The 24509-nt window shown below is 65.3% G+C and carries 21 protein-coding genes; 13 read left to right on the top strand and 8 right to left on the bottom strand.

Going from position 1 to position 24509, the window contains the following annotated elements:
* The first annotated feature begins 1 nt into the window (after position 1).
* Both SE92_RS11895 and SE92_RS11890 read left to right on the top strand, forming a co-directional pair.
* A complete protein-coding gene (locus SE92_RS11895; RefSeq protein WP_063195873.1) occupies positions 2-1648 on the top strand; it encodes an FGGY-family carbohydrate kinase in 1647 nt (548 codons plus the stop codon).
* Between the two features lie 5 nt (positions 1649-1653).
* The gene (locus tag SE92_RS11890; protein WP_063195872.1) at positions 1654-2589 is read left to right on the top strand and encodes a carbohydrate kinase family protein; all 936 of its coding nucleotides are present in this window, start codon (positions 1654-1656) and stop codon (positions 2587-2589) included.
* A gap of 7 nt (positions 2590-2596) precedes the next feature.
* Here SE92_RS11890 and SE92_RS11885 read toward each other — a convergent pair whose 3' ends face one another.
* Complete coding sequence (locus SE92_RS11885; protein ID WP_063195871.1) at positions 2597-3484, bottom strand: LysR family transcriptional regulator; 888 nt, start codon at positions 3482-3484, stop codon at positions 2597-2599.
* A gap of 126 nt (positions 3485-3610) precedes the next feature.
* Between SE92_RS11885 and SE92_RS11880 the strand changes: the two genes are divergently transcribed.
* The 8 genes from SE92_RS11880 (at position 3611) to SE92_RS11845 (ending at position 13294) form a co-directional block, all read left to right on the top strand.
* On the top strand, positions 3611-5032 hold the full coding sequence (locus SE92_RS11880) for an amidase (protein ID WP_063203476.1): 1422 nt from the start codon (positions 3611-3613) through the stop codon (positions 5030-5032).
* Positions 5033-5116: 84 nt separating this feature from the next.
* Positions 5117-6067 carry an ABC transporter permease gene (locus tag SE92_RS11875; RefSeq protein WP_063195870.1) on the top strand — a complete coding sequence of 317 codons (951 nt, stop codon included), beginning with the start codon at positions 5117-5119 and terminating at the stop codon, positions 6065-6067.
* Positions 6064-6951, top strand: coding sequence for an ABC transporter permease (locus SE92_RS11870; RefSeq protein WP_063195869.1), 888 nt, complete (start codon positions 6064-6066; stop codon positions 6949-6951). Before SE92_RS11875 ends, SE92_RS11870 begins: the two co-directional genes overlap by 4 nt.
* A 2-nt stretch (positions 6952-6953) precedes the next feature.
* Positions 6954-7967 (top strand): ABC transporter ATP-binding protein, encoded by a 1014-nt coding sequence (locus SE92_RS11865; protein ID WP_063195868.1) that lies wholly within the window; start codon positions 6954-6956, stop codon positions 7965-7967.
* Entirely contained in the window at positions 7964-8974 is a 1011-nt protein-coding gene (locus SE92_RS11860; RefSeq protein WP_063195867.1) for an ABC transporter ATP-binding protein, read from the top strand. Before SE92_RS11865 ends, SE92_RS11860 begins: the two co-directional genes overlap by 4 nt.
* Before the next feature lie 56 nt (positions 8975-9030).
* The gene (locus tag SE92_RS11855; RefSeq protein WP_063195866.1) at positions 9031-10527 is read left to right on the top strand and encodes an ABC transporter substrate-binding protein; all 1497 of its coding nucleotides are present in this window, start codon (positions 9031-9033) and stop codon (positions 10525-10527) included.
* A 243-nt stretch (positions 10528-10770) separates the two neighbouring features.
* Positions 10771-12393, top strand: a complete 1623-nt coding sequence (locus SE92_RS11850) for an amidase family protein (RefSeq protein ID WP_063195865.1) — start codon at positions 10771-10773, stop codon at positions 12391-12393.
* 46 nt (positions 12394-12439) lie between these two features.
* The gene (locus SE92_RS11845; protein WP_063195864.1) at positions 12440-13294 is read left to right on the top strand and encodes an SDR family NAD(P)-dependent oxidoreductase; all 855 of its coding nucleotides are present in this window, start codon (positions 12440-12442) and stop codon (positions 13292-13294) included.
* Positions 13295-13402: 108 nt separating this feature from the next.
* Here the strand turns inward: SE92_RS11845 and SE92_RS34955 are convergent, their stop codons facing one another.
* Positions 13403-13930 (bottom strand): GNAT family N-acetyltransferase, encoded by a 528-nt coding sequence (locus SE92_RS34955; RefSeq protein WP_245324554.1) that lies wholly within the window; start codon positions 13928-13930, stop codon positions 13403-13405.
* An 80-nt stretch (positions 13931-14010) separates the two neighbouring features.
* Entirely contained in the window at positions 14011-14934 is a 924-nt protein-coding gene (locus SE92_RS11840) for a LysR substrate-binding domain-containing protein (protein ID WP_063203475.1), read from the bottom strand.
* Between the two features lie 343 nt (positions 14935-15277).
* On the opposite strand from SE92_RS11840, the gene SE92_RS11835 reads away from it, so the two are divergent.
* Together SE92_RS11835 and SE92_RS11830 are read left to right on the top strand one after the other, a co-directional pair.
* Entirely contained in the window at positions 15278-16096 is an 819-nt protein-coding gene (locus tag SE92_RS11835; RefSeq protein ID WP_063203474.1) for an alpha/beta fold hydrolase, read from the top strand.
* Between the two features lie 314 nt (positions 16097-16410).
* Positions 16411-17385 (top strand): magnesium transporter CorA family protein, encoded by a 975-nt coding sequence (locus tag SE92_RS11830; protein WP_063195863.1) that lies wholly within the window; start codon positions 16411-16413, stop codon positions 17383-17385.
* Positions 17386-17428: 43 nt separating this feature from the next.
* On the opposite strand, the gene SE92_RS11825 is transcribed toward SE92_RS11830, so the two are convergent.
* Both SE92_RS11825 and SE92_RS11820 read right to left on the bottom strand, forming a co-directional pair.
* On the bottom strand, positions 17429-18055 hold the full coding sequence (locus SE92_RS11825; protein ID WP_063195862.1) for an alpha/beta hydrolase: 627 nt from the start codon (positions 18053-18055) through the stop codon (positions 17429-17431).
* The gene (locus SE92_RS11820) at positions 18052-18990 is read right to left on the bottom strand and encodes a ring-cleaving dioxygenase (protein ID WP_063195861.1); all 939 of its coding nucleotides are present in this window, start codon (positions 18988-18990) and stop codon (positions 18052-18054) included. The genes SE92_RS11825 and SE92_RS11820 overlap by 4 nt, the downstream gene beginning before the upstream one ends.
* Positions 18991-19118: 128 nt before the next feature.
* On the opposite strand from SE92_RS11820, the gene SE92_RS11815 reads away from it, so the two are divergent.
* Positions 19119-20030 carry a LysR family transcriptional regulator gene (locus SE92_RS11815; protein WP_063195860.1) on the top strand — a complete coding sequence of 304 codons (912 nt, stop codon included), beginning with the start codon at positions 19119-19121 and terminating at the stop codon, positions 20028-20030.
* Positions 20031-20078: 48 nt separating this feature from the next.
* Here SE92_RS11815 and SE92_RS37535 read toward each other — a convergent pair whose 3' ends face one another.
* From SE92_RS37535 to SE92_RS11805, 3 genes are all read right to left on the bottom strand, one after another.
* Positions 20079-20315, bottom strand: a complete 237-nt coding sequence (locus SE92_RS37535) for a DUF6719 family protein (protein WP_502686758.1) — start codon at positions 20313-20315, stop codon at positions 20079-20081.
* Between the two features lie 86 nt (positions 20316-20401).
* Entirely contained in the window at positions 20402-23110 is a 2709-nt protein-coding gene (locus SE92_RS11810; RefSeq protein ID WP_063195859.1) for a hybrid sensor histidine kinase/response regulator, read from the bottom strand.
* Positions 23107-24138, bottom strand: coding sequence for an ABC transporter substrate-binding protein (locus SE92_RS11805; protein ID WP_063195858.1), 1032 nt, complete (start codon positions 24136-24138; stop codon positions 23107-23109). Before SE92_RS11805 ends, SE92_RS11810 begins: the two co-directional genes overlap by 4 nt.
* Positions 24139-24509 lie beyond the last annotated feature (371 nt).

Below are 24509 nucleotides of genomic sequence, written 5' to 3'. Positions count from 1 at the left end.
AATGCCGCGAGCGTATATCGGCGTCGACGTGGGGACCACGAGCACGCGGGCAGGGGTGTTTGACGAGGCCGGAACCCTGCTTGCGACCGCGCGGCATCCGATCCGAATCTGGCACGAGCCCGGCGATATCGTCGAGCAGTCTTCGCAGGACATCTGGGACGCCTGCGTAACTTCGGTGAGAGCGGCGATGGCGGAAGCCGCCATCGCACCTGATAGCGTCGGCGGCATCGGCTTTGATGCCACCTGTTCTCTGGTCGTCCTCGACAGGCAGGGCGAGCCGCTCACCGTCAGCGCGTCCGGCGACGGGCAACGCAATGTCATCGTTTGGATGGACCATCGTGCCATTGCCGAGGCGCGGCTGATCAACGAAACCGAGGATGCCGTATTGCGCTATGTCGGCGGCTCGATCTCGCCCGAGATGGAGATGCCGAAGCTGTTATGGCTCAAGCGGCACCTTCGTGCGAGCTTTGACGCCGCCGGCCACTTCTTCGATCTCGCGGATTATCTGACCTGGCGCGCGACCGGCTCGCTGCAGCGCTCGACCTGCACCGTCACCTGCAAATGGAACTATCTCGCCCATGACGGCGGCGGCTGGAGCGCGCAGTTCTTCAAGCGCATCGGCCTGTCGGATTTCGTCAACGAGAACTACGTCCGCATCGGCACCGAGATCGTTGCTCCCGGCACGCGGCTCGGCACCGGTCTCGCCCGCGCGGCTGCGGCCGAGCTTGGCCTGTCGCCGGGTATACCGGTCGGTGCCTCGCTGATCGACGCCCATGCCGGCGGCATCGGTGCGATCGGCGGGCGCGACGGCGCGGGCGGGGCGAGCGATGTCTGCGACCGGCTCGCCTACATCATGGGAACGTCGGCCTGCATCATGGCGACGACCCGCGAGCCGTGCTTCGTGCCCGGCGTGTGGGGGCCTTATTACTCCGGCATGGTCCCGGACTTCTGGCTCAACGAGGGCGGCCAGTCTGCCGCGGGCGCGGCGATCGACCATCTCCTCAAGTCGCATCCGGGTCATGCCGAGGCGAGTGCGGCGGCGCGCAACGAGGGTCTCGAGCTCATCGACTTCCTCGAAAGTCGCATCATCGCGCGCGCGGGCAGTGCCAGCCGCGCCGCGCTGCTCGCCCGCGACGTCCATGTGCTCCCTGAATTCATCGGCAACCGATCGCCCTACGCCGATCCCGATACGCGTGCGGTGATCGCGGGGCTCGATCTCGACACCGACATCGCCTCGATGGAGCGGCTGTTCGTCGCCGGCCTGTGCGGGCTCGCTTATGGGCTCGCTGAGGTGATCGAGGCCTTCGCCGCGCATGGCGTGCGCTCCAGCATCATGATCATGGGCGGCGGCGCCAGTCGAAGCCCGCTGGTGCGGCAGATCATGGCGGATACGACGGGCCTCACCGTCGCGCTGCCCCAGACCAGGGAGCCGGTGCTGCTGGGGGCGGCGATGCTTGGCGCGGTGGCCGGCGGCGCTTATGCCTCGATCGGCGAGACCATGGCGAAGATGTCGGCGCTGGGACCGAAGAGCGAGCGGACCGCGCCCGACATGGCGGCGTTTCACACGCGCAAGCGCGCGGTCTACAAGCTGCTGCGCGACGTCGACCGCGGCAGCCGCGCCGCGATGCGCGACATCGCGAAGGATTGAAGCCCATGCTGATTGCCTGCGGTGATGCGCTGATCGATTTCGTGCCGACGCAAAACGCCGACGGGCGCGAGGCGGTGATGCCGGCGGTCGGCGGCTCCTGCCTCAATGTCGCGGTCGGCATGGCGCGGCTCGGCGCGCCGACCGCATTTGTCGGCGGCATCTCGAGCGACCTGTTCGGGCGCATGATCGCCGACCACGCCGCCGCCTCGCATGTCGACCTCAGCCTTGCCACCCGCAGCGATCGCCAGACCACGCTCGCCTTCGTCCGCATGGTCGCCGGTGAGTCGCACTACGCCTTCTATGATGCCGAGACCGCGACGCGGAGCTGGGTCTACCGGCGCGGGACAATTTCGTTTGCGGAGGTTGAGGCGCTCCATGTCGGCTCGACCACGCTGGTCAACGATCAGGGCGCGGCCGAGACCAAAGCGCTGATTACGGATGCGCGCGCGTCCTCGACGATCTCCTTCGATCCGAACTGCCGTCCGAACCTGGTCAAGGACAAGCCGGCTTATCTGGCGCGTATGGCCGAGTTCGCGAACCAGGCCGATCTCGTCAAGATGTCGGACGTCGACTTCGCCTATCTCTTCGGCGACGAGCCGTATCAGCAGCGTGCGAGCGTCTTGCTCGGGCAGGGCACGAGGCTCGTCGTCATCACCCGCGGCAACAACGGCGCCGTCGCGTGGCATGCGGGGGCGGGGCAGATCGAGGTTACCGCGCCGAAGATCGAGGTCGCCGACACCATCGGCGCAGGCGACAGCTTTCAGGCCGCGCTGCTGTTCGCCCTGCACAAGCAGCAACGCCTTGCGCGCGAGCGGCTCAAGGAGATCAGCGCCGACGAGCTCCGCCGCGCGCTGTCCTTTGCCGCCAATTGCGCCGGCCTGACCTGCACCCGCCCGGGCGCTGATCCGCCCTGGAGCCATGAGGTCAATTGGAGCTGGTAGCGCCGCCTCACATCCGAGCGACGGCCTTCTCGGCGCATTTGATGAAGGTTCCGATCAGCGGGCTCTGGGAATCCCGCCGCCAGCAGACCGCGATATCGAGGGAGTCGGTAGCATCGCGCAGCGGCCTGAACACGATGCCGCGTGGCGCGCCGAGCTGCGCGCAGGCCGGCAGGATGGCGAGACCTTCGCCGGCCAGAACCAGGCTCATCGCCGAATGCACCGTCTCCACCCGGCTCGCGATCGGCATCACCACTTGGTGCCGGCGCAGCAGCGGGACCACGGCGGACGATGCGGGACCGTGATCCGGATGCGGCAGCGCGATCAGCGGACGGCCGTGCAGCCGGGCCATCGGCACGGAGCCCAGGCGGGCGAGGGGCGAGCTCGTCGGCATCGCCAGCATGAAGCGTTGCGCGCCGATCCGCGCCACCTGGATCTCGGGATGGTTGATGGCCGGCATGCACAGCGCGACCGTGACGCTGCGGTCGAGCACCCGGGCCTCGCGCGTCGAGGCGCTGAGCTCAGCGAACTCCAGGTCGACGCCGGGAACCGAGCGGCGCAGCTCGGGGATCAGCCGCGGCAGGATCGCATTTGCCAGCACGAACATGTAGCCGACCGAGAGCCGCCCGCGCTTGCCGGCGGCAACCGCGCGGGCGGCTTCGGCGCCGTCGACGGCCAGCGCCAGTGCCTCGCTCGCGCGTGATAGCAGCGCCTGGCCCGCCTCGGTCAGGTCCATGCCGCGGGTGCCGCGGCGGAACAGCGGCGCGCCGATCTCGGCCTCGAGCTTGCGGATCTGGACGGACAGCGGAGGCTGCGCCATCCGCAGCCGCTCGGCGGCCTTGCCGATGCTGCGCGCCTCGGCGACGGCGACGAAATAGCGGAGTCGACGAAGATCCATTGGCATACCGAAAATATATGGGTTGACGATCAAAATCGTATTGGACGGCGAGTTAACAAAACTGTCATTCTCGCTGTCAATGTCCTCGGGCCAATGGCGGCCCGTGCTTCGGAGCGTGATGTGACGATGAACGGCGATCCCTGTCTGTTGTCCGCAACCGAGCTGCGCGGCCTCATCGCCGGAAAGCGGATTTCGCCGGTCGAGCTCACCCGCGCCGTGCTCGCCCGCGCCGAGGCGCTACAGGGCGAATTGAACTGCTTCATCACGATCTGCGGCGACGAGGCGATGGCGCAGGCGCGCGCGGCGGAGCGCAAGGTCATGGCCGGCGAGCCGCTCGGCCTGCTGCAGGGCATCCCCGTCACCGTCAAGGACATCGTCAACACCGGCGGCGTCAAGACCACCTTCGGCGCCGTTCCCTACAAGGACAATGTGCCGACAGAGGACGCCGTGGCGGTCGTGCGGCTGCGCAGCGCGGGCGCGATCCTGATCGGCAAGACCACGACGCCGGAATTCGGCAGCAAGTGCCTGACGGATTCACCTTTGTTCGGCCGCACCCGCAATGCCTGGAGCGCCGAGCGTTCCTCCGGCGGCTCCAGCGGCGGCGCGGCGGTGGCGGTGGCGAGCGGCATCGCGCCGCTGGCGATCGCGACCGATGGCGGCGGCTCGACCCGTATTCCCGCCGCCTGCAACGGCGTTGTGGGCTTGAAGCAGAGCAACGGCGTGATCCCGCACAGTCAGGCGCTGGACGTGTTCGGCAACCAGACCTATGTCACGCCGACCACGCGTACCGTGGCCGATACCGCGCTGATGATGCAGGCCATGGCGGGCGGGGACGCCTGCGATCCCTGGTCGATCGGCGTGCCCGTGCCTGATTTCGTCGGTACGACTGCCGCGCGCGGCGATCTGCGCGGTCAGCGGATCCTGTACTGCCTGACGCCGCCGGGCCGTCCGGTGTCCGCGGACGTCGCCGCCAATTTCAAGGCGAGCCTCGACCGGCTGGCCAGTCTTGGCGCCGAGCTCGAGGAATTTTCCGGCGAGGGCTTCGACATCGAGCCGATCTGGCGTGCCATCAACCACACAGTCTGGCGCACGCGCTTTGCAAAGCTTGCGGCTGAGCACAAGGACGAGCTGAGCGAGGCTTTCCTCAAACAGCTCGCGCTCGCCACCGAAGTCAGCGGCGTCGACTACCAGGAGGCGATGTTCGCGCGCACCGCGCTGTTCCGCCGGGTGCAATCGCTGCTTGTCCGCGGGCATTGCTTGGCGATGCCGACCCTCACGCGCACCGCGCTGCCGATCGAGCAGGATCTGTTCGGCAGCATCGAGATCGATGGTCGGCATTTCGGCAGCGTCCGGCCGAACTGGTTCCCCTGGACCATGCCGTTCAACATGACCGGCCATCCCGCGATCAGCCTGCCCTCGGGTTTCGGCCGCGACGGCCTGCCGATCGGGCTCCAGCTCGTCGGCCGCTTCCGTGCCGATGCAGAATTGCTGCGCGTCAGCGCACTGTTCGAGGCTTCCGCCGACCTTCTGTCCCGCCGGCCGGCCTGAGGAGATGGACATGCAGCAAAGGGCTTGCCTCGGCCGCCCGGACATGTTGATCGTGCCGCAGCTGAGCTTTGAGCCCGAGCGCGCATGAGCGTATTTGTCCTCCGACGTCTGGTGACCTTGCTGGCGACGCTGGTCGGCGCCTCGCTGATCATCTTCCTGGTGCTCGACGCGCTTCCCGGCAATGCCGCGCAGATGCTGATGGGCGCCGATGCCTCGCCGGACGCGGTCCGCGCGCTCACGGTCAAGCTCGGGCTCGACCAGCCGCTGGCGGTTCGTTATCTGCAGTGGATCAGGGGGCTTCTCTCCGGCGATCTCGGCAACTCCTATGTCTACGGCACGTCGGTCGCCAGCCTGATCGCGGAGCGGATGGTGCTGACGTTTCCGCTCGCCATCATGGCCATGACGATCACGGTGACGCTGGCGCTCTCGGCCGGCATCTATACCGCCGCCAACCACAACAAGCTCGGCGACGTCGGCGTGATGTCGTTGACGCAAATCGGCATCGCGCTGCCGAATTTCTGGTTCGCCATCCTGCTGGTGCTTCTGTTCGCGGTGCGACTGCAATGGCTCTCGGCGGGTGGCTTTGCCGGCTGGGAGGACGGCATCTGGCTCGGCATCAAGTCGCTGCTGCTGCCGGCAATTTCGCTCGCGGTCGTGCAGGCCGCGATCCTCGCCCGCGTCACGCGCTCCGCCGTGCTGGAAGTGCTGCGCGAAGACTTCGTCCGGACCGCGCGCGCAAAAGGGCTCGGCAAGCGCGAGGTGCTGTGGAGCCACGTGCTGCGCAATGCCATGATCCCTGTCATGACGGTGATGGGCCTGCAATTCGCCAATCTGCTTGCCGGCACCATCGTGATCGAGAACGTGTTCTACCTGCCGGGCCTTGGCCGCCTGATCTTCCAGTCGATCGCCAACCGCGACCTGATCGTGGTGCGCAACTGCGTGATGCTGCTCGCCACCATGGTCGTCATCGTCAATTTCGTGGTCGACGTGCTCTATGCCTTCATCGATCCTCGCATCAAGGTTCACGACCTGTGAGCGCGCCTGTCACCATTGATGCCCCGGTTGCGGCGCGCCGTCTGCCGGCCAAGACCTTCTGGGGCCGCGCGCTGCGCCACCGCAGTTTCGTACTGGGCGGATCGCTGAGCGTTCTGGTGCTGGCGTCGGCGCTGTTGTCGCTGGTCTGGACGCCGTGGTCGCCCTACGAGATCGACATCGCCTCCAAACTCCGGCCGCCCTCGGCAGCGCACTGGCTCGGCACCGATTCCTTTGGCCGCGACATCGTCTCGCTGCTGCTCGCCGGCGCCCGCTCTACCATCATGGTCGGCGTCATCGCGGTCGGCATCGGTCTCAGCTTCGGCGTCACGCTCGGCTTGATCGCGTCGGCCCGGCGCGGCTGGACCGAAGAGATCATCATGCGCTTTTCCGACTTCACCTTCGCCTTTCCGGCCGTGCTCTCCGCGATCATGCTCGCCGCGGTGGTAGGACCGGGCATGGTCACCTCCATCGTCGCGATCGGAATCTTCCAGGTTCCAACCTTGACCCGGCTGACGCGCGGCTCGGCCAACGCGATCTGGGCGCGCGAATTCGTGCTGGCCGCGCGCGCGGCGGGCAAGGGCAAATTCCGTATCACCATCGAGCACGTGCTGCCCAACATCCTGTCGATCCTGATCGTGCAGGTCACCATCCAGTTCGCGCTCGCCATTCTCGCCGAAGCCGCGCTGTCCTATCTTGGCCTTGGCACGCAGCCGCCGCAGCCGTCCTGGGGGCGGATGCTGAACGATGCGCAGACGCTGCTGTTCCAGTCGCCGATGCTCGCGGTCTATCCGGGCGCTGCGATTGCCATCGCGGTGCTCGGGCTCAATCTGCTCGGCGACGGATTGCGCGACCTGCTCGATCCCAGACTGGCGCGGGAGCGATGACGATGGCCGAGCGCTCCAACATGCCGCTGATCGAGGTTGCGAATCTCGGCGTCCGCCTCAACACCAGCCGCGGGCCGGCGCAGGCCGTGCGCGGCGTCAGCTTTGCGCTCAAGCGCGGCGAGACGCTCGGCCTCGTCGGCGAGTCCGGCTGCGGCAAGTCGGTGACCGCGATGTCCCTGATGGGGCTGCTGCCCGACAGCGCAATGGTCTCGGGCAGCATCAAGCTCGACGGCAACGAGCTCGCGCGATTGCCGGACGCGGATTATTGCCGCCTGCGCGGCAACCGCATCAGCATGATCTTCCAGGAGCCGATGACCGCGCTCAATCCGATGCACACGATCGGCGATCAGGTCGCCGAGCCGCTGCGTCGGCACAAGAAATACTCGGCGGCGCAGGCGCGCAAGGAAACGATCGCCTTGCTCGACCGCGTCGGACTGCCCGATCCGGCGCGGCGCGTCGATGCCTATCCGCACCAGTTTTCCGGTGGCCAGCGCCAGCGCATCACCATCGCGATGGCGCTCGCCTGCGAGCCTGATTTGCTGATCGCGGACGAGCCGACCACCGCGCTCGACGTCACCATCCAGGGCCAGATCCTCGATCTGATCGCCGATCTGGTCGAGGAGCGCGGCATGTCGATGATTCTGATCTCGCACGATCTCGGCGTCATCGCCGAGAACGTGCAGCGCATGATGGTGATGTATGGCGGCACCGTCGTCGAGAGCGGACCGACCGACGAAGTCTTCCGCCGCATGGGCCATCCCTACACGCAAGGTTTGTTCCGCGCCCGGCCGAAGCTCGGCGCGCGCAAGGGGACGCGGCTGAAGACGATCTCGGGCACCGTCCCGGAGCTCGCCGATCTGCCGTCCGGCTGCACCTTCTCCGATCGATGCCCGCTCGTGATCGATCAGTGCCGCGCCGCGCTGCCACCGATGGTCGATGTCGGACCCGGGCACTTCGTGCGCTGCATCAGGACCGATGTCTCGATGGCAGAACGCGTCGGAGCGCTGTCCGCATGAGCGCCGCAGCAGAACCGCTTCTCGACGTGAAGGATCTCGAACAGCGCTACGCCCTGCCGCGAGAGAGCCTGTTTCGTCCGCCGGGGCAGGTGCGTGCGCTCAACGGCGTGAGCGTGCAGGTCCAGGCCGGCAAGAGCCTCGGCGTCGTCGGCGAATCCGGTTCGGGCAAGTCGACCTTCGCGCGGCTGGTGATGGCGCTGGAGCGGCCGACATCGGGGCAGGTCGCGCTGCTCGGCCGCGATCTCAATCGCATCTCCGCCGACGAGCTGCGCCGCGCCCGCCGCGATTTCCAGATGGTGTTCCAGGACCCTTACGGCTCGCTCGATCCGCGCCAGACCATCGCGCGCATCGTCGCCGAGCCGCTGACGGTGCTGGAGGGGGGCGATCGCTCTACGTTCCGCGCGCGCGTCGCCGGGGCGCTGCGCCAGGTCGGCTTGCGCGATGCCGACATGGACAAATATCCGCACGAATTCTCCGGCGGCCAGCGCCAGCGCATTGCGATCGCGCGCGCGCTGATCACCCAGCCCAAGCTGATCGTCGCCGACGAGCCGGTCTCCGCGCTCGACGTCTCCGTGCAGGCGCAGGTGCTGAACCTGATGCAGGACCTCCAGGAGCAATTCGGCCTGAGCTTCATCCTGATCAGCCATGACCTCGCCGTCGTCGACTATCTCTGCGACGAGGTCGCGGTGATGTATCTCGGCCGCGTCGTCGAGCAGGGCCGGCCCGAGGATCTGTTCGAGCATTGCGCCCATCCCTATACGCGGGCGCTGCTGGAGGCGGTGCCGCGGGCGCGCGCCGGAGGCGCAAGGCGGCGGCGCGGAGGCCAGGCGATCGCCTCGCAATCGGCGGCGACGGCCGGATGCCCCTATGTCGCGCGCTGTCCGCTCGCCGACCAGCATTGCCGCGAGGCCCTGCCTGAGTTACGCAAGGTCGGCGAAGGACACCTTGCCGCCTGCCACAGGGCGGAGGCCGTGATGGCGTTGCCGCAGACGGCCATGGAAGGTTAGTGTCCGGCGCAGGATTGGCGTAGGCTTAAAGAACAGAACAGGCCGGGGAGTTCCGCATGTTGAGGAAACTATCGATCGTCGCCTTTGCCGCCGCTCTGGTCGCGGCTCCGCTGCCGGTGCTGGCGCAGAGCAAGAAGGACAGTGTCGTCATGGCGATGGCGCTGGAGCCACCGGGGCTCGATCCGACCAATGCCGCCGCTGCCGCGATCGCCGAGGTCACGCTGTACAACATCTATGAGACCCTGACCAAGATCAACGAAGACGGCTCCGTCTCGCCGCTGCTGGCCGAGAGCTGGACGGCTTCGCCCGACCTGAAGACCTATACGTTCAAGCTGCGCAAGGGCGTCAAATTCCAGAACGGCGAGCCCTTCGATTCCGCGGCCGTGAAATTCTCGTTCGAGCGTAACGCGGCGCCGACCAGCACCAACAAGGACAAGAGCCTGTACCAGGCGTTCGAGAAGGTCGAAGCGCCGGATGCCGACACCATCGTGATCACGGTGAAATATTCCGAGCCGAACCTGCCGTTCCTGCTGGGGCAGGCGGGCGGCTCGATCGTCGAGCCGAAGAGCGCGCCCACCAACATCACGCAACCGGTCGGCACCGGGCCCTATCAGCTCGGGGCCTGGGCCAAGGGCTCTTCGATCACGCTGACCAAATGGGCCGACTATCGCAACGCCTCCGCTATCAAGCTGTCCAAGGTGACGATCCGCTTCATCTCCGATCCGGCGGCGCAGGTGGCGGCGCTGCTGTCGGGCGACGTCGATGCATTCCCCCGCGTCGCCGCGGCGCGTGCCCTGGCGCAGTTCAAGGCCGATCCGCGCTTCACCGTCCTGGTCGGCGGCTCCAGGGCCAAGACTATCGTCGCGATCAACCACCGCAAGAAGCCGCTCGACGACGTCCGCGTCCGCCGCGCCATCCTCGCCGCGATCGACCGCAAGGCGATGATCGACGGCGCCGTCGAGGGTTTCGGCACGCCGATCGGCAGCTTCTACGTGCCGGGCGCGCTCGGCTATGTCGACACCACCGGCGTCAATCCCTACGACCCCGAGAAGGCCAAGAAGCTGCTGGCAGAGGCCGGCGTCACCACGCCGCTCGAATTGTCGCTGAAGCTGCCGCCGCCGTCCTATGCGCGGCAGGGCGGCGAGATCGCCGCAGCCCAGCTCGCCAAGGTCGGCATCATCGCCAAGATCGAGAACGTCGAATGGGCGCAATGGCTGTCGCAGGTGTTCGCCGGTAACGGGCCGCACAATTTCGATCTCACCATCATCAGCCATGTCGAGCCGTTCGACCTCGTCAAGATCACCGAGGCGGACTACTATCTCGGCTACAACAACGAGGCGTTCAACGCGCTCTACAAGCAGATCGTGTCGACGCCGGAAGAGGCCGCCCGCGCAAAGCTGCTCGGCGACGCCCAGCGCATGCTCGCGACCGACGCCGTCTCCGCCTACCTGTATCAGCCGCAGCTGATCACCATCACAGCCAAGAAGCTGAAGGGTGTCTGGAAGGACGTGCCGCAATACGAGAACGATTTTTCGACGTGGCATTGGGAGTAGGGCGGGGCCGGCACGTTGCTCTCTTTCCTTCTCCCACAAGGGAAAAGGAAGGGCATGCCAAACCAAAATCTGGAAAACAACCCCATGCACAGTAGACGGGGTTAGTCATTTCAATGGCTTGCGCGTAGCTTGCTGCGCTGGTTGGCGCGATGTGCGGGGACGTTGACCCGTCGGGCAAAACACTGGCAATATCAAGTCATCGCGGCGTCATGGTTCGGGACGCGCCGTCAGGCGAGGCACGCCATGAAGAAGCCAACCGGCCTCGCCGCGGCCGGCATCGCAGTGCCGGTCCCCCTCAGGCTCGACGACGCATCGATGAGCGATATCGCTCAAGCCCTCGCCGATGGCCGGGTCGATGCGACGGCGCTGGCCAAAGCTTACCTTGCGCGCATCGAGGCCTATGATCGCGGCGGGCCCGCGCTGAACGCCGTGCGCGCGCTCAATCCCGACGCGCTCGGGATCGCAGGAAAGCTCGACGGCACAAAACCGTCGGCGAGCCAGCCGCTGGCCGGCCTGCCGATCCTCGTGAAGGACAACATCGCCACCGGCGACAAGCAGCCGACGACCGCGGGCTCGCTGGCGCTGGAAGGCGCGCACGCGAGGGACGACGCCACGATCGTCGAGCTGCTGCGCGATGCCGGCGCGGTGATCCTGGGCAAGGCGAACCTCACCGAGTTCTCCAACATGCTCGCGGTCGACATGCCCGCGGGCTACTCCTCGCTCGGCGGCCAGGTGAGGAATCCCTATGCGCCGACGCTGATGGACGATCGCGGCATCCCGCTCGTGCCGCCGGGCGGATCGAGCGCGGGGTCGGCAGTCGCGGTGGCGGCCGGCCTGTGCGCGGCCGCCGTCGGCACCGAGACCTCGGGCTCGCTGCTGTACCCCGCCAGCCAGAATGGCCTCGTTACCGTCAAGCCGACGGTCGGGCTCGTCAGCCGCGCCGGCATCGTGCCGATCGCGCACAGCCAGGACACCGCGGGACCGATGACGCGCACCGTGCGCGACGCGGCGATGATGTTGAACGTGCTGGCCGCCAAGGACGTGCTCGACCCCGTGACGGAGCGGCAACGGCGGCCGGCCGATTACACGGCCGGCCTGACGCGCGATGCGATGAAGGGCGCGCGCATCGGCGTGCCGAGCGACCCGGCCGACCCGCTGAACGATCCCTATTTCGACAAGCTGCCGTCCAGGTCGGCCAAGGTGATCGCCGACGCGATCGCGGTGCTGGAGGATCTCGGCGCCGTCATCGTGCGCGCCAGCATGCCGACGCCTGGCTGGATCGGCGGGCCGGGGACGACGATGGCCGTGCTCAACCGCAATCCGTTGAGCCGCTTCAAGGGCACTGTCGCGAGGCCGCCGGTGGTCTTCATTTACGAGCTGAAACGCGATCTCGACCTCTATCTCAGAGATTGGGCGACCGACACCGAGATCAAAGGCATTGCCGACATCGTCGCCTTCAATGCCGCGCATGCGGAGACGGCGCTACGCTTCGGCCAGGACCACTTCCTCGCCGCCAGCATGACCAGGGGCGATCTCAGCGAGCGCGAATACAAATCCGCACGTGCCATGGATCTACTCTCCGCCAAGACGCGCGGCATGGACGCCTACATGAACCAGCACAAGCTCGACGCGGTGCTATTCCCCGGCAGTGCCGGCTGCGGGATCGCCGCCAAGGCGGGCTATCCCAGCGTCATGGTGCCGGCGGGCTTGATCTCGGGAGCAGACGACATGGATACGCCCGACTACCCGCTCGGCATCACCTTCGCAGGCCGGGCGTGGAGCGAGCACAAGCTGCTGCGTCTGGCCTACGCCTATGAGCAGGCCTCCAACATGCGCAAAGCGCCGCCGGGGTTGGCGGGGGTTTAGACTTTGCACGAGCGAATGTGTTCACTGAAAGCAAGGTGGAAAGCACATGAAAGACTTGTCTGGACAGACAGCATTCGTGACAGGCGCTGCCTCGGGGATCGGTCTCGGGATCGCGACCGCGCTGTCACAGGCGGGGGTGAAGGTCATGCTCTGCGACATCGAGGAAGAGGCGCTGAAAAAAGCGGTCGCGGATCTGAAGACACGAACCAACGCCGATGTCGATGCCGTGAAAGCCGATGTCTCGCTCAAAAGCGAACTTCAAGCGGCAGCGGACGCGACCGTCGCGCGGTATGGCAAAATCCACATCCTGGTCAACAATGCGGGCGTGGGTGGTGGCGGCGTCTATGGTGACTGGACCGATGGGGGCTGGAGCTGGGTCCTCGGCGTCAACCTGATGGCGGTGATCTGGGGCTTCGAGATTTTCGGTCCGCTGATCGAGGCGCACGGCGAGGGAGGGCAGGTGGTTTCCACGGCGTCCGTCTCCGGACTGATTGCGGGACCAACTCCGGCATACGATGTGAGCAAATATGGCGTGGTGGCGCTATCCGAGGGGATGCGTGGCGTGCTCGCGCCGAGGAAGATCGGGGTCTCCGTTCTGTGTCCGGGTATCATCCGCACGCAGATCCTGAGCTCCAGGCGCAACGTGCCGCAGCGATTTGCCGGGGCCGTCGGCAACCCTCCGCCGAAAGAAGGACCCCGGGCCGAATTCATCAAGGCACTGCAGGGACGGATCGACACCGGGATTGATCCGCTCTATGTGGGCGAACTGGTTCGCGAGGCCATCGAGAACGACTGGCCCTACATTTTCACCGATACTGAGCACGAACCGTTCATCGACCAGCGCTTCGCAGCGATCAAGCAGGGCTTCGACCGTATCCGCGGACGAACGCCGCGACGATAGCTATCGCATATGCCACTGACGCTTCTGATCCAAAGCCGACGTTAAAGCCGCACCGGCCGATACCCGCTTTTGATCCGAAGCGGACGTCGACAGTGCCGCTGGGAGGGGTCAGCGAAAGTCGCGATCGAGCAACCCCATTATGCAGTCGTCGTGCCATTCACCGTTCACCAGCGCGGCTTCCCGTTCACGACCTTCAAGCACAAAGCCACACTTCTCATAGGAGCGAATAGCCCGACGATTGTAAGCGAGCACACGCACAGAGATACGATGCAGCTGCAAGCGGTCAAAGGCAAATCGCAGAACGAGACGCATTGCCTCAGTTCCAATGCCCCTCCCAAGGCACTGCGGATCGAGAATGCCTATGGCAAACGATGCGCGCCGATCTTGCATGTCAACGCGATCTAGCCGGGCTTCTCCGATCACTCTTGATCTATGCTCAATCACCCATGCGAACGGATGATCCGATAGCCGCTTGACCATGGCATCAGCAGCCTCACGAGTCATGGTGCGACAGCTGTCGCGGCTGCCTCCGAACATTTCGTGTATTTCTGGATCGCCCTGCAATGCAAAGAAGCCGTCGCGATCGTCGGGACGAGCCGTTCTGATTGTGACGTTCGGGCCTGAAAGAGTGGGCACTGCTTGTTGCGTGGCCCAGTCTATCTTAGGACTTGGTCGATGTCGCCTCATGACCCAAAGCGGACGTTTACCGTCCCCAGCTACTGAGCTTCAACGTATCGGATGATGCTCTGGTTCTGGACGTTCGCGACCAATTCATCCGTGCGTGACAATAGCCGCCGCAGCAAGGGCGACGGATTTGCCTGATTGTATCCCAAGGCCAAATCGACCGTTGGAGTGCCGCCCTCAAGCGCCCTGGCGACGACGTTCGGTGCAAGCATGTTCTGCGCATAGAGCGGGACGAGGCTAATTCCGCCCGTGGAGGCGACGAGCGACATGGCCGATGATATGTTTTCGCCTTCATACTTCGCCTTGAGGATGATGCCGACCCGGGATGCGTAGTTTTGTATGACATCCTGCAAGACCGGCGATGTTCTTGCCGAGCTGACATAGATCTCGCGGGCGAGATCCTGCGGACGAATCTTCTTCCGTGATGCCAGGCGGTGTTCGGCCGGCAGCACTGCAATCAAGGGCTCCTTTGCCAATATCTTGAAAACGACGCCCTCGTTGTCTCTCTCCGGACGAAGGAAAGCGATGTCCAGCTTTCCTCGCATCAATGCCAGTGCGAGTTCTGGCGAAGATTGCGTACTGAGCGTCACGTCGACATCGGGTGCCTCCTCGCGGAGCATACGCAGCAGCTGCGGTAGCCACATCACCTCCAGCCCGACGAGAAAACCCATCGAAAGGACGGGCCGTTGCGGTTGCGCCGTTTGCCGGGCGCCCTCCGTTGCGGCCTCGACTTGCAGCAACGCCAGCCGCGCATGATCGAGAAACACGCGTCCAGCGGCGGTCAGCGCTACGCCGCGCGCCTGGCGCTCCAATAGTTGAACGCCCACCTCGGCTTCAAGATCGCGAATTTGCCGACTCAGCGACGGCTGGGAGGTGTTCAGTCGCCTCTCGGCGGCGTTCAGCAGGCTCCCCTCTTCAGCGACGGCAACGAAATAGCGCAGGTGCCGGAGCTCCATGATCCCTCGTATATCTTCCAGGCATAGCTTGAAGCCTACAAGGTCTTGGTCAGGAGCCAAAGAGGGATTTAGACCGTTTCGCAGTCTTCAATCAAAAGGACAACGAACAATGCTTCGCCGAAGCCTCGTCCCGTCTTCAGCAAAGTCATCCCAGCACTCCAGGCGATAGGCACGGCGTGATCGCAATTCCGTACGGCCTCAACAATTCTGCGGCGGGGCGAGGCTGCCGAATATCGTTTCATTTAGAAAGCCAGGAGCCGCAATCCGTGGCCTGATCAGCTTGGGCTCGTTTGCCGTTCTTAGACTCCCGTCCACAAATTTTTCAATAGCAATGGAGCTCTCGATGCCCACGATCAGGACGACAGACGGCGTAAAAATCTTCTACAAGGATTGGGGATCAGGTCAGCCGATCGTTTTCAGCCACGGTTGGCCGCTGACAGCGGACGACTGGGATGCCCAAATGATGTTCTTCCTTCGTCAGGGCTACCGCGTAATCGCCCATGACCGGCGCGGCCACGGCCGGTCTGACCAGCCCAGCACCGGCAACGACATGGACCACTGGGTTGCGGACCTCGCTGCTTTGACTGAACACCTCAACTTGCGCGACGCGATCCACATTGGCCACTCTACAGGTGGCGGCGAGGTGGCTCGCTATGTCGCTCGCCACCAGGAGCGCGTCGCGAAGGCGGCGCTGGTGGCTTCACTGACGCCGAACATGTACCGGAGCGCCGAGAACCCGTCTGGGCAACCGCCAGAGTGGTTCGAAGCGATCCGCGGGGGCGTGCTGGGCAACCGGTCAGAGTTCTATCGTTTCGTTCCTGAGAATCCGTTCTACGGCTACAACCGAGATGGGGCGAAGCCTTCCGAGGCGGTCATTGCGAACTGGTGGCGCCAAGGCATGGCCGGTAGTGCTCTCGCGCACTACGCGACGGTCGACTCTTGGCTCGAGGATTATACTCAAGACCTCAAGAAAATTACCGTGCCGGTGCTGGTGATGCATGGCGACGCTGATCAAGTCGTCCCGTTCGCAAGTTCCGTACCGCGTGCGGTGGGCTTGCTTGAGAACGGATCGCTGAAGACGTATCCCGGCTACCCTCATGGCATGCTAACCACGCATGCAGATGTCCTCAATCCCGACCTACTCTCATTCATCAGGTCTTGACGACATCTCTCATCCATCATTGCCGTTCCGGACGAAGGAGATGCCGTTTGCGAAGGCGACGTCTCCTTCCAATTCAAGAGACCGTATGCGACAGCCGCTATTGGCCCGTAGCTGACCTTCACGACAATCCCGACTGAGGCCCGCTTATGGCCTTTCGCCGACATTCATTGTCGCACTGTTGACATCCGCTTTGGTCGGAATGCGGACTGCGCCCGAAGCTTAAGGCAACCGGGCCGCAAGACATTGAACGTTTGGAACCGTGATGCGTTAGCCCGCCAGACATCACATGCCGGTGCGGCCACGGAGTTCGGTTCTTGCTCAAGCTTTACAGGTGGCCGTCCGACGACTGGCGGAGTATCGGCGCGGACATGCCCTCGGAGATCATCTGGGCTGATCTCCTGAACGCGACCGATGAGGAAAAGCGGTTCGTCGAACGGTTGCTCGGCATCCGCATACCCTCGGAAGAGTCCCTTAGCGAGATCGAGGCGTCGAGCCGCCTCATTCTCGACCACGGCACGCTCTATCTCAGCTCGCCGGCGGTCCGGCTCGACGAGGGCAACGAGGCGGAGATCACGCCGGTGGGATTCGTCATCGGCCCGCATGTGCTGGTCACGGTGCGCTTTGCCGAGCTGCCGATCTTCGACGACATCGGCAAGCGCATCGGCTCCGACGACAGCCTGGAAAACGGCATGTGCGTGTTCACCAGCCTGCTGGAAGCCATGATCGATCGCGGTGCCGATGTTTTGGAGCATCTCGGTGCAAAGGTGGACCAGCTCTCGCGGGGCGTCTTCAGGGGTGGCCTCGTTCGCGGCCAGCGGCCGGTGCGGTCCAGCCGCAGGATGCGCGAGGCGTTGGAGAACATCGGCGAGCTGGCCGATCGCCTCGCCAAGGCGCGCGATGTCCTGCTCGGCGTTGGCCGCATCGCGTCGTTCGCGGGCGATGTCGGCAGTGAATGGATCACGGCCGCGTCGAAGAAGCGCCTCGAGGCCGTGTCGAAAGACGTGGTCTCGCTCAGCGATTACGAGACGCGTCTCTCCGACAAGATCCAGCTGCTGCTCGATGCCGTGCTCGGCTTCATCAACATCCAGCAGAACGAGCTGTTCAAGATTCTGACCATCGTGTCCGTCGTTGGCGTACCGCCGACCATCATGGTCGGCATCTGGGGCATGAACTTCAAGCACATGCCCGAGCTGGACTGGAGCTTCGGCTATCCGCTGGCGTGGCTCGCGATCATCGCCAGCGGCGTGCTGCCGCTGATCTGGTTCAAGCGGCGCGGCTGGTTCGAGTGATAAGCGGCGGCGCACCGTTTGGAGACGATGCGCCGCCTTTGAGTCACGCCGCCTGCGCGTTGGCGCTGCCGATCCAGTTGCGGGCCAGCGTCACGTCGGCTTGCGACAATTGATGGCCCACCGGCAGCACCTTGTGGTCGACACGCGCTCCGGCATCCGACAGCAACGTCGCGAGCTTCGCCGAATTGCTCGCCGGCACGATCGGATCGGCTTGGCCGGACAGCAGCAGCACCGGCTTGCCACCAAGTTCGGCCTTGGGCGGATCCGATAACGGCACCATGGCGCGCAGCAGGATGGCGCCTGCAAGCACCTCCGGCCGCAGCAGCAACAATGCCGCCGCGATGTTGGCGCCGTTGGAGAAGCCGACCGCAACCGGTGCGGCGATGCCGTACTGCTTGCGCGCCTCGACGACGAAGTCACCGAGCTCGATCGCGCGGCGGCGGACGTCCTCCTCGTCGAACACGCCTTCGGCGAGCCGGCGGAAGAAGCGCGGCATGCCGTGCTCGAGCACGCGGCCGCGCGGCGAGAGCAGGGCGGAGGCGGGCGAGATCATCTTGCCGAGCCCGAGCAGGTCGTTCTCGTCGCCGCCGGTGCCGTGCAGCAGCAGGAGCGGCGGGGAGCCCGCGCTGGTCGCGGGCTCGAAGCGGTGGATGAATGCAGTCTCGGTCATGACACGGTCTCTTCCAAATTCGGCAACACACCCTCGATCTGCTTGCGGTGCTGCTCGAGGAAGCTGGGCAACTTGAGGTCACGTCCCAGCGTCGCGACGGGCTCGTCGACGGCGAAGCCGGGGATGTCGGTCGCGATCTCGAACAGCACGCCGCCGGGCTCGCGGAAATAGACCGAGCGGAAGTAGTTGCGGTCGCGCTGCTCGGTCGGATGCAGGCCGTGATTGCTCACGAGCTTTTGCGCCATCTTGCCCTGCTCGGCATCGTCAACCGCGCGGAAGGCGATGTGATGCACCGACCCGCCGCCCTGATGCCCGCGCAGAAAACCCTTGGCCTCGTAGATGTCGACGACGCTGCCTTCGGCATCGCCAGGGGCCTTGAAGCGGATCACTGAGCCTTCGCGGCCAGTCTCCTTGAAGCCGAACACGTCGGTGAGGACGGCGGCCGTCTTCACGGCGCTGTCGAGCAGCAGGGTCACGCCATGGAAGCCGCGGATGGCGTGCTCGGCCGGCACGTCGCCGTTGCTCCAGCCGGGCTCGTTCTCCGCACCCGGTACGCCGACCAGCGCGAGCGCCATGCCGTCAGGATCGGTGAAGGGCAGCACGGATTCGCCGAAACGCTTTTCCAGCGCTTCATAGGCGATGCCCTTCTCGGTGAAGCGCTGGGTCCAGTAGCCGAGCGAGCGCTGCGGCACTCGGAAAGCGGTCTGATGGGTCTCGCCGACGCCGCGGCGTCCGGGCGATGCACCGGCCCAGGGGAAGAAGGTGAGGATGGTGCCGGGGCGGCCGGTCTCGTCGCCGTAGTAGAAGTGATAGGTGCCGGGATCGTCGAAATTGACCGTCTTCTTGACGAAGCGCAGGCCGAGATCCCGCGTGTAAAAGCCGAAATTGCGGATGGGGTCGCCGGCGATCGCGGTGACATGGTGCAGTCCAGACATTGTCGTCCTCCAAAGCTTGGGGAGCGTCGTGCTCTGGTCGGAAATATTGTTCCGCTTTGGATTGGAGACAATCCATGCAAATATGACGGCTATGTCTACGATTTGGAAACAATCGGTCGAGGCCGGCCTTGGATAAGCTCGGCAGCCTGCGGGCGTTCGTGAAGGTGGTCGAAAGCGGCAGCTTTGCCGAGGCCGGCCGGCAGCTGCGGCTGTCGCGCTCGGCGATCAGCAAATACATCGCCGATCTCGAGGAGAGCCTCGGCGTTCAGCTGCTGAACCGGACCACAAGGCACGCCAGCCCGACCGAGAACGGCCAGCGCTATTTCGAGCGCGCGCTCGTCATCCTCTCGGAGGTCGAGGCGGCTGATCAGGCGGTGACGCAGGCCCAGTCGGCGCCGCGGGGGCTGCTGCGCGTCAACGCGCCGATGTCGTTCGGCACCATGCGGCTCGGGCCCGTGCTCGCCGATTTCATGGCGCGATATGCGGAGCTCCAGCTGCAGATCGTGCTCAGCGACGACCTGCTCGATCCCGTCCAGGACGGCTTCGACGTGACCTTGCGGATCGCGGAATTGGAGTCCTCCAGCCTGATCGCGCGAAAGATCATGCCGGTGGCGCGCATGATCTGCGCCTCGCCGGATTATCTGGCGCGGCACGGCGCGCCAAGACATCCGCAGGACCTGCGCGAGCATGTCGCGCTCACCTACGGCTTCCTGCTAACCGGCAATCAATGGAAGCTGACCGGCAGCGACGGCGATCACTGGATCCAGCCGGCATGGTCGCTCTGCGTCAACAACGCCGAGGTGCTGCGCGACGTCGCGATCAAGGGCCGGGGACTGGCGCTGCTGCCGGAGTTCATCGCGGCGGATGCTTTGCGGAAGGGCGAGCTGCGCGCCGTGCTGAACGACTATTCCGCGCCGCCGCTCGCGCTCTATGCGGTCTATCCGCCGACGCGGCATTTGTCGGTGAAGGTGCGGCTGTTTATCGACTTCCTCGTCGAGCGGTTTGGGCGCGACGAGGAGGTGGGCACGCGCCCGCGCTGAGGACTGGGCCTGAGCGCGTCGCTTGTGCCTCGTCAAGGGGGACGTCCGCTACGGCCTCTTGATACACGTCCTTTTTCGCGCAGAGCCCTTCCTGGGTTTGCCCGTAACGAGATCCACGTCGCTTCCGCCAGTGACTTTTTTGATCTTCCCTGGCCCACAGGTGCCGTCGTCGACGAGAACGCTCTGACCTGCCGGAAGCGTGCCAGGCGCCGGCTCAGACGTGAGTTGCGCTTGGGCCGACGTTGCAGCGAGAACGAACGCCGATGCGAAAAATAGTCTTTTCATCTAACTAACCCCAGGTTGAAAGAGGGCCACTCTATCAATCAAACGATTTCCGTAAAGAAACTTTCGATGGTTCTCCCGCTTTGGCCTCAGCCGGAGATCCTGCGATCAGCCGAGCGCTGTCCCGCCGGCCGCAGCAACTCGTCCAGCGCACTCATCGAGGCTTTCTGGAGCGCGGCGAGGTCCTGCGCGGCGCGCTCGCACTCCGGCGCGGACATCGCGGGCGCGGCGTCCTCGACCTCGCGGCAGCGCTCGAACAGGCGGACGAGGCCGAGCGCGCCGGCGGCGCTGCCGAGCTGGTGGGTGAGGCGCGCGAGCTGCTTCTGATCGCCGGTGGCCGCGGCCCTGGCGATGTCCGCGATCAGTCTGTCGCTGGTCTTCTGCAGCAGATCATGCAGCTTCGCGATCTGCGTCGGGCCCAGCAGTTCCCTCTGGTCGTCGAGAAAGTGGCGGTCGATCAAGGCGCCGGTCGCAAGCCGCATTGCGCTCGGCTCTTGCGCTGGATCGTCCTCCATCGCTTCGCGCAGGGCGTTGATCAGGATCGGCTTGCTCACGACCTTGGCGATGCCGGCGCCTGCGAGCCGCTCGCGGGCGCCAGTGGACACGTCGGCCGTCACGGCGATGATGCGCGGCATCTTCGGCAGGCCGAGCGTGCCGATCCGCGAGGCCGCCTCCACGCCGTCCATGTCGGGCATGTGCAAATCCATCAGGATGACGTCGAACGCCTGATCGCGGGCAAGCGCGACGGCCGATGCGCCGTCTCTTGCGATGGTGGGGTGGTGGCCGAGCCGCTTCAGGATCGCTTCGCCGACCTCGCAATTGACGGGGTCGTCGTCGACCAGGAGCACGCGGAGCCGCCGCGACGGCATCGGAAGCTCGCCTTGCGCGTTGCCGCTCGCGGCGATGCCGAGCGGCACGTGAAGCGTGAACGTGCTGCCCGCGCCCGGCGTGCTCGCAACCGTCAGCTCGCCGCGCATCAGGCGGGCCAGGCGGCGCGCGATCGCAAGGCCAAGGCCCGTGCCGCCGAACCGCCGCGCGATGCTGTCGTCGGCCTGCACGAAATCCTCGAAGATCCGTTCGTGCATGTCGGCCGCGATGCCGATGCCGGTGTCGCGAACGGTGATGCGCAGCAGGATATGATCGTCGTGCCGCTCGGCGACCGCGTTCACGGCGATCCCGCCGGACGGCGTGAACTTGATGGCGTTGCCGATCAGATTGAGCAGGATGCGATTGAGCCGGACAGGATCGCCGTGCGCCGAGGTATGGACCGAGGCATCGCAGGCGAGGTCGAACGTCAGGCCCTTGCCGAAGGCCTGAGGACGCATCAGCTCGGCGGCGGCGTCGATGAGCTGGTCGAGGTGAAAGTCGCGCGTCTCCAGCGTCTCGCTGCTGGCCTCCAGGCGTGCATATTCCAGAATCGCATCGACCAGCGCGATCAGCGTTTCGCTTGACGCTGCGGCGGTCGCGAGGTGGCGCCGCTGCGCTTCGCCGAGGCCGCCGTCGTCGAGCAATTGCAGCACGCCCATGACGCCGTTCAGCGGCGTGCGCAGCTCGTGGCTGACGACGGCAAGGAAGCGCGACTTGGTCTCGTTGGCCTGCACCGCGAGGCTGCGCGCGCGCTCGGCGGCATCGTGCTCGGCAAGGGCGTGATCGCGGGCTTTCTCGAGCTCGGAGGTGCGCTCGATCACCTTGCGCTCGAGCGTGGCGTAGGAATAGCGCAGCTGCGCGGCCATGCGGTTGAACTGGTCGCCGAGTGCTTCCAGCTCGTCGCCGGACTTGATCGCGAGCCGCAGGCCGAGATCGCCGCTCCCGATCCGCCGCGCGCCCTGCGTCAGGAGCTGGATCGGTTCGGTCATGCGCCGGCTGAGAAAGAAAGACACCAGCACCGCACCGGCCAGCAGGACGACGAGGAGAAAGGTCGAACGGCCGATCGATGCGTAGATCGGCGCATAGGCTTCGGCGAGCGGCAGCTCGACGAACACCACCCAGCCGAGCGAGGGGACCGTCGCATAGGTCGAGAGCACGCGCTGACCGGTCAGATCCTCCTTGATCAATCCGCCCGAAGCCGGCCCTACGCCGTCGAGCGCGGCGCGGACGTCCGCGTGGCCGGAGAGGTCGCTGCGCTGCAGGGCCCGCCACAAATCGGGATGCGCGATCAGGACCCCCATGCGATCGACCACGTAGGCCTTGCCGGTGTTGCCGACCCTGATCCCGGTGACGAGGTCCCAGATGAAGCGCAGGTTGACTTCGGCGACGATCACATTCGGACTGCGGCCGGTGCCGCGCGTGGCGAGCGTCATGTACGGCTCGGTGTCGCCGAAGAAGTAGACCGGCCCGTAATAGGCCCGGCTTTCGTTCGCGCCGCGGAAGGCGGGGGAGGCGGACAGGTCGGCCTTGCTGCCGACCCGGTCGGCGACACGGCGGGACACGCGCACCTGCTCGAGCCCTCGCGAGTCCAGCTCGGCGATTTCCGCGATCGCCGGCGAGAGGCGCAGCAGACGAATCGTGTTCAGGCGCTCGTCTTCGTTGGTCGACAACTCCGGCGGCAGCCGCGAGAGCCACCGGATCTGGTTTTCGATCTGGTTGATGAACTGGCCGATCTGAATCGCCGCGGACGCCGCCTGCTCGCGCTGGGTTGCCGCCAGAAGCTGCTTCTGCTCGCGATAGGAGAACCAGACGTCGAAGCCGGTGTTGATGGCGAGCGCGGCAAAGGCGAGGGCGACGATCGAGTAGAGATATTTGCGGAACAGCCGGCCGGGAGGCGTCCGCAAATGTCCCTGGTCGGCCGTCTCGCTCACTCGCGGATCTCGTCGGCGCGCGCGAGCAGGGTGAAAGGCAGCGTCAATCCCAGCGTGCGGGCCACAGTGCGATTGATCAGCAGCTCGTATTTCCGCGGCGATTGCACCGGAAGATCGCCGGCCTTGGTGCCGCGCAGGATGAGATCGACGTAATCGGCCGAACGCACCTCCAGCGTCGGCCCGTAGCTCATCAGCCCGCCCGCATCCATGAAGTAATGGAACGGGTAGATCGTGGGCACGCGATATTTGTCGGCGGCCGCGACCACCGCCTTGCGGTTGATCACGAGGAAGCTGTCGACCAGTGCGACCATCGCCGCCTTGGGCGGCTCGGAAAAGCGCCCGACGACCTCGTCGATCCCCGCAGGCGCGTCGACCGGGGCGGGGATCACGGATACGCCGCATGAAGCGGCTTCCTGCTCGATCGATTCGAGGAAGAAGCGTCCGCCGCGCGGCGTGGTCGCGGGGTTGAACAGGATGCCGACACGCACGATGTCGGGCACGGCCTCGCGGATCAGCTGCAGCCATTTGCCGCCCATCTCGGCGGTGCTGTTGGTGAAGCCGGTGACGTTGCCGCCGGGATGCGCAAGGCTTTCGACGAAGCCGTTGCCGACCGGATCGTTGGCGGTCGCGAACACGATCGGGACGGTCTTGGTGGCTGCGAGGACAGCCGCAGTTTCGACCGTCGAGCCGGTCAGGATCACGTCCGGTTTGAGGTCGAGCAGTTCCTGAATCGCCGCCTTCAGCCGGTCCGGTGCGCCGAAGGTCGAACGGAGCTCGAGGCGGAAGTTGACGCCTTCGACCCAGCCGCGCTGTCTCAAGCCGACGACGAGACCGCCAAGGCGGGAGGTCGCGCTGTCGATCATGCTCCGCCTGGTCAGCTCGTCGTCGAGCGGCAATGCAGTCAAGGATGCGACGATGCGCATGCGATCGGACGTTGCGCCGAGCGCGATCCATCCCGCAGCGGTAGCTCCCGCAAGACCAATGAAGCCGCGGCGATCGACCGCGAAAGCGGAACGCCGTTCGGTCATGGAATTCTTTGCATGATGGCCTGCCCCGGTTCGATGCTTAGCGCGAACGGCCGGTGACCACAATTGATCAAAAAAAGCACTTGTGAATGTTCATTCGCAGCGTTTGGCAGCCTGATCCCGTATTCCTACGCTGCCAAAGAGTCGCTGTTTCGAACCTTGTCTCCTCGGTGGCATCTTGTAACGCTTTGTCGCGTTGCAACATTTTCCGTCTCGGTTGCGACGACGGTCCGGGGAGCCTGATTTCGCAGCTGCCGATTTTTGAAGCGTTCTTTCAAGTTTGTTTCGAAGGTTTCGATGCGCAAAATCTATCTCATTCCGGCCGTCGTCGGCCTTGCTCACCTCCGTTGCCGCCGGGCCGCTCGCGGCCCAGG

This window comes from Bradyrhizobium sp. AT1, from assembly GCF_001590795.1.
In the GTDB taxonomy this organism is placed as follows: Bacteria; Pseudomonadota; Alphaproteobacteria; order Rhizobiales; family Xanthobacteraceae; genus Bradyrhizobium.
This window is presented reverse-complemented; position numbering and strand designations above follow the sequence as displayed.

What these genes read in the sequence shown, in the direction of transcription:
- SE92_RS37535 (WP_502686758.1), bottom strand. Translation starts at nt 20,315, where the DNA reads ATGAAAAGACTATTTTTCGCATCGGCGTTCGTTCTCGCTGCAACGTCG.
- SE92_RS11865 (WP_063195868.1), top strand. Translation starts at nt 6,954, where the DNA reads ATGGCCGAGCGCTCCAACATGCCGCTGATCGAGGTTGCGAATCTCGGC.
- SE92_RS11850 (WP_063195865.1), top strand. Translation starts at nt 10,771, where the DNA reads ATGAAGAAGCCAACCGGCCTCGCCGCGGCCGGCATCGCAGTGCCGGTC.
- SE92_RS11860 (WP_063195867.1), top strand. Translation starts at nt 7,964, where the DNA reads ATGAGCGCCGCAGCAGAACCGCTTCTCGACGTGAAGGATCTCGAACAG.
- SE92_RS11840 (WP_063203475.1), bottom strand. Translation starts at nt 14,934, where the DNA reads ATGGAGCTCCGGCACCTGCGCTATTTCGTTGCCGTCGCTGAAGAGGGG.
- SE92_RS11890 (WP_063195872.1), top strand. Translation starts at nt 1,654, where the DNA reads ATGCTGATTGCCTGCGGTGATGCGCTGATCGATTTCGTGCCGACGCAA.
- SE92_RS11805 (WP_063195858.1), bottom strand. Translation starts at nt 24,138, where the DNA reads ATGACCGAACGGCGTTCCGCTTTCGCGGTCGATCGCCGCGGCTTCATT.
- SE92_RS11845 (WP_063195864.1), top strand. Translation starts at nt 12,440, where the DNA reads ATGAAAGACTTGTCTGGACAGACAGCATTCGTGACAGGCGCTGCCTCG.
- SE92_RS11855 (WP_063195866.1), top strand. Translation starts at nt 9,031, where the DNA reads ATGTTGAGGAAACTATCGATCGTCGCCTTTGCCGCCGCTCTGGTCGCG.
- SE92_RS11880 (WP_063203476.1), top strand. Translation starts at nt 3,611, where the DNA reads ATGAACGGCGATCCCTGTCTGTTGTCCGCAACCGAGCTGCGCGGCCTC.
- SE92_RS11820 (WP_063195861.1), bottom strand. Translation starts at nt 18,990, where the DNA reads ATGTCTGGACTGCACCATGTCACCGCGATCGCCGGCGACCCCATCCGC.
- SE92_RS11885 (WP_063195871.1), bottom strand. Translation starts at nt 3,484, where the DNA reads ATGGATCTTCGTCGACTCCGCTATTTCGTCGCCGTCGCCGAGGCGCGC.
- SE92_RS11835 (WP_063203474.1), top strand. Translation starts at nt 15,278, where the DNA reads ATGCCCACGATCAGGACGACAGACGGCGTAAAAATCTTCTACAAGGAT.
- SE92_RS11875 (WP_063195870.1), top strand. Translation starts at nt 5,117, where the DNA reads ATGAGCGTATTTGTCCTCCGACGTCTGGTGACCTTGCTGGCGACGCTG.
- SE92_RS11825 (WP_063195862.1), bottom strand. Translation starts at nt 18,055, where the DNA reads ATGACCGAGACTGCATTCATCCACCGCTTCGAGCCCGCGACCAGCGCG.
- SE92_RS11895 (WP_063195873.1), top strand. Translation starts at nt 2, where the DNA reads ATGCCGCGAGCGTATATCGGCGTCGACGTGGGGACCACGAGCACGCGG.